Raw genomic sequence first — 11,917 nt, 5'->3', positions numbered from 1 at the left:
CAAAATTTTTACTATTTGTACTCAGGTATTTCAAAATCCAGAATTTCATTGGAAGAAGACATCATTTCTACCGACTTCATTATATTGCTGATTTGCTTATAAGCCCATGCAATATCAGTTGCATACTGATGACTTGGATTTTCAACATTCCACCTCATCTTATAAATAGTATTTTGTTTATATTGCGGGTTATCTATATATCCTTGAGCTATCCATTTTGCTCCACCCCTTATGCCATCCTCGACAGTGAACCATTTCTCATCATATGCCTTTTTAGTCCCATTGCCAATTGGATCATCGTCCGTCGCACCAATACCGAAAAAATTATACACAGGAGTTCCATATATGTAATGTCCATTGATATCTTTTTTGCCTCCATTTGCAAGATCTGACTTCCCGTTGTCTGTTTCAAGCATGGCATGGGATACAAGATAACTTACACTTATGTCATTTTCTTTAGCTGCCTCTATAAACGTCTGTCCATACCCTTTAAAAATATTTTTATCTTCAAGAAATTTGTTCAGATCACTGGCGTTTATACCTTCTGAATAACTCAATTCCAAAAATTGGTATTTACCATATCCATCCACAAAATTATCTGGATTCATGTAGTATTTTATTTGATTAAAAGATGCTGCATTATTAAAAACACTAGTTTCAACAAAAACAGGAGATAATTTCAATTCCATATTTACTGCATCAATTAATGAAATATCATAATCTTTATAATATCTATCATCCTGAAGCTGCGGATCCGTGGAATCTACACACCTAAAATAATCCACTGCATAGTTATCATAGTCAGTATTCAGGTCTACATGTGCACCTGAAGTCGCCCCTGATCTTCTAACATAGATAATAGCTTTGTATTTTTGTCCATTCGTACCTGCACTCAAAGACTTGACTGCAGTTATTTTTCCATCTACAGGAGTTGTATAACCATTTGTTATTTCTTCAAATGGTCCTTGATTATAAGTATTATCTTTAGCTACAAATATCCTATACTGCACACTTTGTCCATTATTAGAATTTAGCATAAATACTTGTTTTTGTGATGAAAGAAGTGGTAAATACTGAAATTCAATTGAGTCAATACTTGGTAATCCAGAATAGCTTGTACCATTTGAATAGGTTCTTGCTATTTCAAAATCCATTTTAACCGAATCAGCCATTGACGTTTGTGACGATGATTTTATATTTTTATCTATAACAAGTGTATATTTTTTACCAGGATCATATCCTGAGGTTTTAGGGCTTATAAATACTGTCTGTTTATCCTGGCCTAAAGTCACACTTACAGGTATCTTTTCATTTTTATCTGAATCTAAAACTATAATACTGCTATTATTCACCGTTTTAGGATCCAATGTCTTGTTAAACTTTACTTTCCATTCCTTATTGGAATCAATATTCACTCTTGAAGTATCAAGTAAACCAGCTGCTCCTACATTACCTTGAGTAAGAGTAAAAGAAAATACTAACACCGAAATTAATATTTTTATTCTTTTGTTCAAAATGTTCTCCCCCCCCATAATATGCAATAAAATATCTTTACTAATTAGACGTATCATAATTAGAATTAGTTAATCTTCTTTGAAACTCATTCATGTCATGATTATTACTCATGTAGACTCTATGTAGTTTATATATACCCTGATTTTTATTTGCCCATCCACTTTCCGTAGTAAATGCTAATTTGTATCCTGCTGTTTCAGCAGCTTTTATAGTACTACTATTCCAATGTCCAAAAGGATACGCTGTATAACTTACTTCTTCATTCAAAACCTTTTCTAAGAAATTTTTAGAATCCTTCAATGTTTTAAGTTGAGCATTATAGTCCAATTTACTGAGATCATCATGATTAACAGTATGTCCTTCAATGTCTATACCATTTTTGCTCATTTCCTTCAATTGAGAAGAATTTAAATAACTACTATCTTTATTTACAGTTGAGGTAATAATAAATATGGTAGCATTAAACCCAAATTTTTTTAATACCGGATATGCATTTTTATAATTATCTTCATATCCATCATCAAAAGTTATAAGGACGGATTTTCTGGGAACTGGTTTATTCTTAACTACAAAATTATAAAATTCATTCATAGTAAGAGTAGTGTATCCATCATTTTTTAAATATTCCATATGATTTTCAAACTTATCCTTTGGTATTCTTAATTCATTGCCTTCTTCATAACCTATTGAATGGTACATAAGAACAGGTACAAAACTGTTATTATAGATAACATCACCAGTAAATTCCCTATTTTTAGCAATACTTATCCGTGTATTTTTTGTTGAGCTCTTGTTTTTATTACTATTTTTACCTATTTCAGAACTTACTTTTTTATTATTATCTACAGCTTTAAAAAAATTGCACTTAATAATATTATATGTGCTGAACAATATTATAAATATTATTATAAATACAATTAACATCTTTTTATTCATAATTTCACTCTTTTCATATAATATCATTATAATTACAACTTCAAACTAAATATTATTATAATATATAATGCCCTTCAATAACAATTACATTCCAGTTATTTAATAAATTTTATAATAGAAAATATCATCATTATAAAGTTATACACATTATCCACAAATATCTTGTTGATATCTTGTGAAACATAGATTAATTTGTAAACTTTATATAATTCCAATAAAATTAATATACACATTATCAACAGTTGTGTGTACAACGTGTGGATAAAATAAATTAATAGTAACAAATATAGTTTATTCGTCATAAACTAATATTACCTTAATGTAATGCAGAGTTTATTTAATATAACTATCATTTTCTTATATTTTATTATATAAAATATACCTTTTTATCCTTACAGCACAATATTTATAAAGCTAAATTTTGTGCTGTTATATCCTTCAATCAAATATTAAATTTTTAGTATAAATCTATCAAAAATAGATATACTAAATTTATTATATTAACATGTTTTTACCCTAATATTTCACACTATTTTGTTAACAATTAAGGCAAGATATGCTATGATTTAATTAGATACTATTATGAGAGGTGGGGCTAGCTATGAAAGATAACGTTATCAAAGTCAATTTTGTAAAATATAAAAATAGGAAAACAAAAAAATTCAATATTTTCACTCTAATAAAAACTTTATTTACTAGCAAATTTAGCTCTACGGATAAAAATACATTAAACAATACCGATAATGACAAAAAAATAATAAATTATTCAAAGTATATCTCTTAAGGTGCTTGTAAAGTGCACCTTTTTATTATATAAAATAATTGGAGGGTAAAAATGCGTATAGGAATAGGTTATGATGTACACAAACTAATAGAAAACAGAGCTCTTATAATAGGAGGTGTAAAAATACCTTATGAAAAAGGACTTCTAGGGCATTCCGATGCAGACGTACTTATACATGCAATAATAGACAGCATACTTGGTGCTTTATCATTAGGAGATATAGGGAAATTTTTTCCAGACACTGATTTAAAGTATAAAAATATATCTAGTTTAAAACTGCTGTCTTATGTAAATAATTTTATTTTTGAAAGAGGATATACTATAGGAAATATAGATTCTATAATAATCGCAGAAAGTCCTAAGTTTTCCTCATATATACAAAAAATGAGGAAAACTATATCACAAACACTAAAAATTAATATTAATTTAGTAAACATTAAAGCCACCACTGAAGAAGGTCTCGGATTTACGGGGAAAAAAGAGGGCATAGCAGCTCAAAGCGTATGCTTGTTAAATGAAATATCTAAATAAAAACTTTTATATATTTTTATTATAATTGCCCACTATACTTTGAACCAATTTTTTAACAGAACTAGCCTGGCAGATTAAAGATATAACTACAAAGAATACCATTATCCTTTCCTCTTCTTCGCCAGATTTTAATTTCATATCTTTTATCATGTCTTTTAACTTTTTTTCATCAAAAAGATTCTGTGCTATCAAATTATGAAAACTATTCTTCTGTATATCTGAAAATATCTTGTAAGTTTTTTCCCAGGATATTATATCGTCCTTATCATCATTTATTTCATTAAAGGCCAACCTAAATACTTTCTTTATTTCCTCTGTAGACAATATTGGTCTCATGTAACTTAATAAAACCAATTGAGCTAAATGGACTTTTGTGTATCCTCTCTTTTTACTATGTTCAGGCTTTGATATAACTTCATTTTTAACATAATTTTGGACTATATTATTCGTATATTTTTCCTCTGAGAACTTGTCATTTAAATAATCTATTACCTGAGATAAAAACAAATCATATCTTGGCAGATCTTCATAAGGTACAATCGTACTCTTAGATATTTCTTCAGCTGTTTTTTTTACATACTCCATATCAAATTTATTTTCTTTCAAGATTATTTCCTCCAAAAATAAGATTATTCATTTACTTTGCCTATAATATTATTATAAGTTACTTATAACTACTTTACAAGGTATAAATATTAACACTATTCTAAAAAAGTTATAAAAATATCAGAAACTTATATCCTTGACAATCTATACAAAGTTCTTTACCTAAATTGCCATTAAATAGTTTATATTATTCTAAAATAAGATAATATAATACTTGTAATATAGTATAATATACTGTATAATACTACTATAAGTCAGTGATATAATCAGCTTTTTTATGGGGGTGACTGGAATAAACAGAAAAAATAATTTTTTAATTTTATTTCTTATTTTTATATTTCTGTCAATAAATATTCCTGCATTAAGTTCATCTAGCAGCAATATCGTATATGCTAAAACTTCAGTTTCGACAGTTGTTAAGACTAGTTCTTTTCATATAGCGAAATCTGAGGGAGGGAGTTTTAAATCCGGGAGTTTTTCAACTCCTAAATCCAATTACAAAAGTAACTATAACAAAAATAGCAGCAGTTCTGGAGGAGATTTTAAATCTGGAAACTTTTCAAATTCACCAAAATCTAATTCAAACTCTTCCCAGAAACAAACCTATGACAATAAGAAATATAGCAACGATAACAGCAAACGTTCATTTTTTCCATTACCTATTCCAATTCCATGGGGAAATGGTTATGGATCTGGTTATAATAATTATGGACAAGTCAGTCTTCTCTCAAGATTTTTTTGGGGATTCGTTAAATTTATAATTATTGTATTACTAATAATATTTATTATCAATAAAATAAATAAATTTAGAAAAAAATATTAAAGGAGGCCCTCAAATGGGAATAATTAAACGAGTATCAAATATTTTTAGAGCAAAAGTCAACAACAATTTAGACGAAATTGAAAATCCAATAGAACTCTTAGATCAAAAATTAAGAGATATGGAAACTAGTCTAAATAGAGCCAAATTATCATCTGCACAAATACTAGGCAATGTCCATGAAATTAAAAAAAAGATGGAGATTGCGAAAAAAACTTCTTCTGAATTTGATGACAAGGTAAAATTAGCCCTTAGTAAAAACAATGAAGAGCTGGCAAAAAAAGCACTGGAAAGAAAATTGGAAGCAGACAAAACTTATACAAATTTAGAAGCAAGTTATAAAGATGCCTGCGTTAAAGCTGAAACCTTAAAGAAAAAACTTAAAGAACTAGAAAATGAAATTGAAAAAACTAGAACCTATAGAGATGAAGCTGCTGCCAGGTATAATAATGCAGAGGCAAGTAAAAAGATAAATGAAATTCTAGTAAATATAGATTCAAAAAATAATACTATAGATTTAGATGATATCGAAAGAAATATCCAAAAAAAGGAAGCTATATCCCAGGGACTTGAAGATTTAAAGGAGTCCAATTCATTGGATAAAGAATTTGAAAAATTAAATGAAATTGATTTGGATGAAGAATTAAAAAAATATAAATAGAATATGGTGTTATTATGAGTAAAATCAGTGAATTTATAAACAGTGAAAAAGAACATTATGGAAAAATATTTGTAGAAATAAATTATGCTATAGACAACATTGCCCCCTTCATAGATAAAAAAATATTGATTAGACGGAAATATTCAACAAAAATTAATGCTTTAAAAAAATATATAGACCTAATTGAATCCACTGAATCTGAAATTAATCATGGTAGCTTCTTTAATAAATTCAAAGGGGATAAATATATATCCCTACTAAAAGGCTACAAACATGATAATTTAGAATCCCTCAACCAATTAGAAAAATGCAGCAAGTGCCAATGTTTAAATTGTACATCTGATTGTAAATTCGACAGTTGTCTTGCATGTAAAGAAAACTCTAATATTATTTCTTGTGACAGGGAAAAAATTAATGTCACAGTCCATGATAATTTTACCTTGGAACTTACTAATAACAAAACCAACAAAAATGATAAATATTACGTAATTGCAGTCCTTCAAAACATAGAATTAAATAGAAAGTATATAATAATACAGAATATCTTAACAAAAGAAAAATTTATATTATATTATTATCCGGGAATTTCAGAAGATAATTATGGAGAAATAACCGATGCAGATGAATTTGATTTTATAGTATCTACCTTTCAAAGTGTGGATAATTAGACAGCTATCCATACTTATGCACAGAATATACTAAGTTATTAACAATTTCTGTGCATAACTTAGTATATTGATATTATTAGAATCATAATACCAACACATATACTTATGCACAATGTGCATAAGTATATGTGTTAATAATTAGAGTTATCTATATTTAAAGCTTTTATTTTTTTAATGTAATTTATAACTTCTTCCCTAGTATTTATTTCTTTTAAATATCTAAGCTTATCTATATTATCAATTATGCTGCCAACCGCTTCCCCTTTAATTCCTAAGACATCCATAATATAATTACCATCTATAAATTTTTCCCTTTTTACATCTAAATAAACTGAGTATTCATAAAGCATTCTTTCAATAAAAACCTTATAGTATTCCTTTTCATTTTCTCTATCCAATAGTATTCTCGTGGCATAATTATCACAGAAAGATACTATAATTATGTACTGTGACAATTTACCGCATCTATAAAAAAAATTGTAAAACTCCTCTCTTTTATTATTTTTAAATCCATTCTTGAAAAGTATAAGTGGATACATATGTTCTTTCACAATAGCTTCTATAAATTCTAATACTTTTTTTGGTACCCTATAACTAATGCATAATTTTCTACATATGTCTGCCCCTCTTTTTTCATGCTCCCTAAAGCTTATTTTATTATCTTTCTTTTTATATGCTTCATATTTACCTATATCATGTAAAAAACATGAAAATGCAGTATATTCTCTTAAACTAAAGCCACCAATTTTATAATCAAATATTTTAAAGTTTAAATTCTTTACTTTTATTCTATTATTTAAAATGTCCTTAAAAATTCTATAAGTTAAATTTATATGAGTAAACACATCTTCTATATGATATTTACATTTTCCTATAGTTTTCAATTCCTCTACATATGGGATTAAAAATTTCAATATAGAAAATGTATCTAGTATTTCAAAAGCAATTCCTTCCTTATCATTTTCTATTATGGACATCAATTCAGAAAACACTCTTTCTCCTGGTACATCTTTCAACTTATATGCATACTTTATAATCATATTTTCAGTATCCACATTAAAGTGCATGCCAAAACTTATATATAGTCTTATAGCACGCAAGATTCTTACAGGATCACTTTTAAGACTATCTCTATTTACAACTCTTATTATTCTATTTTTTAATGCTTTTCTACCTTCAAAAGGATCTATTATTTTATTCTCACCAAGTTTAATGCATATTGCATTCACAGTAAAATCCCTCATGTTCAAATCCTCAATTATATTATTTCCTTTCATCTTAGAGATATCTATAATAGTATCCTTAAATATACATCTATATATATTTTTTTCTCTCTTTATCTGGAAAAATTTATACCCTGATTCTTTCAATCTTTCTAAAAGACTATCAATATTACCATCATATATAAAATCTACATCTCTGGGCTCAATTTTAGAACTAGCTAATTTATCTCTTATATATCCTCCTACCAGGTATACATTTTCTTTTCTTTTCTTTGATTCTTCACTCAAATATTTAATAAACTGTTTTGCATAGCTCATATTTATCACCTACTCTATAATTATTTTATCATAATATAGACGTATTTTAAATTATCTAAGATATATTCTATTGCATTCTTTTAACACTATATGCCATTTAACATTAAATTTGTAAATTATTTTTCAAAATTTGTATTGACTTTTAATGTAATTTTTGCTATTATTTAATTGTGGTTATGTCGAATTATGGAATTAAGGGAGGAAAACAAATGAAATCAACTGGTGTTGTAAGAAGAGTAGACGAGCTAGGAAGAATTGTAATTCCTATAGAGCTAAGAAGAACTTTGGACATCGCTGAAAAAGATGCTTTAGAAATATACGTAGATGGTGAGCAGATCATATTAAAAAAATATGAACCTGCATGTATTTTCTGTGGCGATGCAAGAGACGTAGTAAATTACAAAGGTAAAAACATTTGCAAAAATTGTTTAAATGAATTAAAAGAAGGAAAATAAATCTACAACAAAAATGAACTCAATAATTTTTATAATGAGTTCATTTTTTATTGTAATAATTTAATTTGAATATGCATAATTTATAATATACATGATTTATAAAAAACCATGTATATTATTCATATACCATAAAATTAGTTAAGAATTCTTCTTCCACCGCTAAAATCAGATCTGCTAATTGTAGCTATCTTAACTACATCACCTGTCTTAGGTGCATTAATATATGATCCATTTCCAACATATATTCCTACGTGATATGCAGGTGATCCAAAAAATACAAGATCGCCAGGTTGAAGATTTTCTCTCGATACAGGTGTCCCTACTCCTTGTTGGGCCTGTGAAGTCCTTGGAAGTGAAACCCCAAAATGAGCATAGACATACTGAACTAATCCTGAACAGTCAAAACCTGATGGTGATGTTCCTCCCCAGACATAAGGAACTCCTAGAAAATTAGATGCATATGCTACTATCGCACTTGAGGATGCTGCTGCTGCTGAACCACCTCTAGATATCCTAGGAGCTGACTCTCTTACTTTCTGAACATTATTTGCTGCTACAGCTACTAAAGAATTATTCTCAGAATTTGCAGAAGCCACTTCAAGAGTTTGTTCTTTTTTATTCAAGTCCGCTATTAATTTATTTTGAGTTGATTTATCACTATTAAGCTTGGCCAACTTATTTTCATTATCAGATTTAAGAGCTAAAAATTTACTATTTTCATTATTCAATTTTTCCTTTTCTGCAGCCAATTGTTCCTTTTTTTCTTTTAAATCACCTATGATTTTCTTATCCGAGCCCATTACCCTTTTAACTGTATCTATTCTGGATATAAAATCATTTAAACTGGTAGCATTTAATATTACGCCTAAATAACTATCCACTCCATTTATGTACATTGCCCTTGCTCTCTGATTAAACAATTGCTGCTGAACACTTATATCTGTTTCTGCTTTGTTTAAATTTTGTTTATTTTTTTCTATACTACTGCTTATCTTTTTAATATCTTTTTTGTTAGTTTCAATTTGATCTATTACTTGCGATATTTGATTATCTAATTTCTCGACCTTAATTTGTAGTTCCTGTTTCTGCTGTTTCACTTCATTTAAAGAGCTTGTACTACTTGGTGATGCTAAAACATTTCCACAAGTAGACAACGCCAATGTCAAAGCAATTACAACAGATATGGTTTTTCTATTCAATATTCCCATACCTCCCTATTGTTTACATAAAATAATTTAGTTGTTTGCAAAATCAAACAATTATTGATTTCAAGATTCGAAAACACGAATACCTGTATTTTCTCCCTTACTTTCAACGAAGCTCATTTTATTTTCGTGCAATACATACAAATCTTGAAATTGCAAATTATTATTCTACAATTATCTAATAAATATTAAATTATATTAGACCTACATTTATAAATTCAAGTGTAAAACTACAAGTATAATCATATATAATATATTTCTAAGTTAGTAATTTAGGCTAAAATTAAACCTGCTTTTTTCATTATACCATTAAAATTGATAATTTAACAACTTTTATGGCATATTTTTTTTAAAATATTATAATTTCTAATTATATATATCTTTCTATTAATAGATTAAAATTTTTATTATGTGTATTTTTTGAATAAGTCAATTTATAACAATTATTAGCAAATAAAACTATAAATTTATTGAATATTTATATACTTTTGATTTGGGTAAATGTCTAGTCCTGGAAACTTCTCTAATTGATTCTTTTTTAGTTAATCCTTTTTTCATATACATTTTTATATGATCCTCGATAGTTATATTTTCCCATATATGTTCATTATCTTTTAAAATCTCTTCTTCAGACTTACCACTAACTACCAGAACAAATTCTCCCTTTGCAGCATTAGTACTATAATATTTTATAGCTCCATCTATGGTAAATCTCAATATTTCTTCATGAACTTTCGTGAGTTCTCTGCATACTGCTATCTTTCTATTTCCAAGATTTTCTTTCAAGAATAAAAGAGTATTTTGAAGTCTATGTGGTGATTCATAAAATATCAAGGTATCCCTTCTATTTTTCAAAGCTTCTACAATATTTCTTTTATTTTTATTATCTCTTGGTAGAAAACCTACAAATGTAAACATAGACGTATCTAATCCAGAATAAACAAGTGCTGTAGTAACAGCAGTTGATCCTGTAAGAACTTCAAAACTTATTCCTTCCTGTATACACATTTTGACTACAACACTACCTGGATCTGAAATACCAGGAGTTCCTGCATCACTCACAATTGCTATATTTTTACCATCCTTAAGCTTTTCTATTAGTTCTCTACCCTTACTTTTTTCATTAAATTTATGATAACTTATAAGAGTCTTCTTTATATTAAAATGATTTAATAGTTTTAAACTTTGTCTTGTATCTTCCGCTGCTATTAAGTCAACCTTTTTTAACATTTCAAGTGCCCTTATAGTTATATCCTGCAAATTACCTATAGGTGTTGGTACTAAAAAAAGTTTACCTGCTTCCATTGTAAGTACCTCTATCTCTCCCATATATTTTATTTATCTCGTCGGTATATCCTCCATCTTTAGTATGAATATATAATGGTCTTTCCCACTTAAGAAACTTACCTCCATTGTTCCGTCCTTCGATAAGAACCATATTAGGAGCTTTGTTAGCTTCTGGATGAACCATTCTTATAAGTTTTGGCTCAATTTCATATTTTCTCATACAGCACATTATATCCACAAGTCTATCCGGCCTGTGAATCATAAATAATGTTCCATTATCTTTTAATAAAACTTTAGATGCTCTTATAACATCTTCTAGCGTACAAAATATTTCATGCCTTGCTATTGCATTTTTGTCATTTTTATTTATAATTCCAGAATTTTTTAATTTATATGGTGGATTTACCGTTATGACATCAACCCTTGACAGTTTTTTTAAAAATTTCAAATCTACTATATCCCTCTGTATAAAACTAACGCTTTGTTCCATTTTATTAAAAGCTATCGAACGCTTTGCCATATCAACCATATCTTTTTGAATTTCTATACCTGTTATATGTTCCACAGATGTTTTCCCTGCTATTATAAAAGGAATTATCCCGGTACCACTGCACAAATCAATTACTCTCATTTGTGACTTTATCTTTACAAAATTTGCAAGCAACACTGAATCCACACCAAATCTAAAGGCATATTTTTTCTGTATAATATGTATTCCTTTAAGTTGAAGATCATCCAGTGTTTCATTTTCTTTAAGAAATTCCAATTCCACTTAAATATCCTCTTTTCATTTCAGCTACATAAATTAATATAACTATAATTGTAAATTAAGTGTTATAGGTTGTCAAACAATAAAGACCTCTAATCTAAATCAGAGATCTTACAAATACATTCGATTTAATAAAATA

At 27.8% G+C, this 11,917-nt stretch carries 13 protein-coding genes; 6 read left to right on the top strand and 7 right to left on the bottom strand.

What is annotated here, in order from left to right:
* Positions 1-11: 11 nt before the first annotated feature.
* Positions 12-1,514, bottom strand: a complete 1,503-nt coding sequence (locus tag ACSVC9_RS15185; protein WP_446898241.1) for a glucosaminidase domain-containing protein — start codon at positions 1,512-1,514, stop codon at positions 12-14.
* A gap of 40 nt (positions 1,515-1,554) precedes the next feature.
* Positions 1,555-2,454 (bottom strand): polysaccharide deacetylase family protein, encoded by a 900-nt coding sequence (locus ACSVC9_RS15180; protein ID WP_446899877.1) that lies wholly within the window; start codon positions 2,452-2,454, stop codon positions 1,555-1,557.
* A 598-nt stretch (positions 2,455-3,052) separates the two neighbouring features.
* On the opposite strand from ACSVC9_RS15180, the gene ACSVC9_RS15175 reads away from it, so the two are divergent.
* Positions 3,053-3,235: a hypothetical protein gene (locus ACSVC9_RS15175; protein ID WP_446898240.1), complete on the top strand. Its 183-nt coding sequence runs from the start codon at positions 3,053-3,055 to the stop codon at positions 3,233-3,235.
* A 51-nt stretch (positions 3,236-3,286) separates the two neighbouring features.
* Positions 3,287-3,766 (top strand): 2-C-methyl-D-erythritol 2,4-cyclodiphosphate synthase, encoded by a 480-nt coding sequence (gene ispF / locus ACSVC9_RS15170; RefSeq protein WP_446898239.1) that lies wholly within the window; start codon positions 3,287-3,289, stop codon positions 3,764-3,766.
* Positions 3,767-3,772: 6 nt separating this feature from the next.
* On the opposite strand, the gene ACSVC9_RS15165 is transcribed toward ispF, so the two are convergent.
* Complete coding sequence (locus ACSVC9_RS15165; protein WP_446899876.1) at positions 3,773-4,351, bottom strand: DUF1836 domain-containing protein; 579 nt, start codon at positions 4,349-4,351, stop codon at positions 3,773-3,775.
* A gap of 298 nt (positions 4,352-4,649) precedes the next feature.
* On the opposite strand from ACSVC9_RS15165, the gene ACSVC9_RS15160 reads away from it, so the two are divergent.
* Genes ACSVC9_RS15160 through ACSVC9_RS15150 form a run of 3 tightly spaced genes read left to right on the top strand, consistent with a single transcriptional unit; the run spans position 4,650 to position 6,521 of the window.
* Positions 4,650-5,195: a hypothetical protein gene (locus ACSVC9_RS15160; protein WP_446898238.1), complete on the top strand. Its 546-nt coding sequence runs from the start codon at positions 4,650-4,652 to the stop codon at positions 5,193-5,195.
* A gap of 13 nt (positions 5,196-5,208) precedes the next feature.
* Positions 5,209-5,853 (top strand): PspA/IM30 family protein, encoded by a 645-nt coding sequence (locus ACSVC9_RS15155; RefSeq protein WP_446898237.1) that lies wholly within the window; start codon positions 5,209-5,211, stop codon positions 5,851-5,853.
* Between the two features lie 14 nt (positions 5,854-5,867).
* Entirely contained in the window at positions 5,868-6,521 is a 654-nt protein-coding gene (locus ACSVC9_RS15150; protein WP_446898236.1) for a DUF1292 domain-containing protein, read from the top strand.
* A gap of 131 nt (positions 6,522-6,652) precedes the next feature.
* On the opposite strand, the gene ACSVC9_RS15145 is transcribed toward ACSVC9_RS15150, so the two are convergent.
* Positions 6,653-8,062, bottom strand: a complete 1,410-nt coding sequence (locus tag ACSVC9_RS15145) for an HDIG domain-containing metalloprotein (protein ID WP_446898235.1) — start codon at positions 8,060-8,062, stop codon at positions 6,653-6,655.
* A 209-nt stretch (positions 8,063-8,271) separates the two neighbouring features.
* Here ACSVC9_RS15145 and ACSVC9_RS15140 point away from each other — a divergent pair, with 209 nt between their 5' ends.
* Complete coding sequence (locus ACSVC9_RS15140; RefSeq protein WP_029161170.1) at positions 8,272-8,517, top strand: AbrB/MazE/SpoVT family DNA-binding domain-containing protein; 246 nt, start codon at positions 8,272-8,274, stop codon at positions 8,515-8,517.
* Between the two features lie 134 nt (positions 8,518-8,651).
* On the opposite strand, the gene ACSVC9_RS15135 is transcribed toward ACSVC9_RS15140, so the two are convergent.
* The 3 genes from ACSVC9_RS15135 to ACSVC9_RS15125 form a co-directional block, all read right to left on the bottom strand.
* On the bottom strand, positions 8,652-9,716 hold the full coding sequence (locus tag ACSVC9_RS15135) for a C40 family peptidase (RefSeq protein ID WP_446899875.1): 1,065 nt from the start codon (positions 9,714-9,716) through the stop codon (positions 8,652-8,654).
* A 465-nt stretch (positions 9,717-10,181) separates the two neighbouring features.
* Positions 10,182-11,027, bottom strand: a complete 846-nt coding sequence (gene rsmI, locus ACSVC9_RS15130; protein WP_446899874.1) for a 16S rRNA (cytidine(1402)-2'-O)-methyltransferase — start codon at positions 11,025-11,027, stop codon at positions 10,182-10,184.
* Positions 11,014-11,775 carry a tRNA1(Val) (adenine(37)-N6)-methyltransferase gene (locus tag ACSVC9_RS15125; RefSeq protein ID WP_446899873.1) on the bottom strand — a complete coding sequence of 254 codons (762 nt, stop codon included), beginning with the start codon at positions 11,773-11,775 and terminating at the stop codon, positions 11,014-11,016. The genes rsmI and ACSVC9_RS15125 overlap by 14 nt, the downstream gene beginning before the upstream one ends.
* Positions 11,776-11,917 lie beyond the last annotated feature (142 nt).

The organism is Clostridium sp. LBM24168 (assembly GCF_052953915.1).
This window is presented reverse-complemented; position numbering and strand designations above follow the sequence as displayed.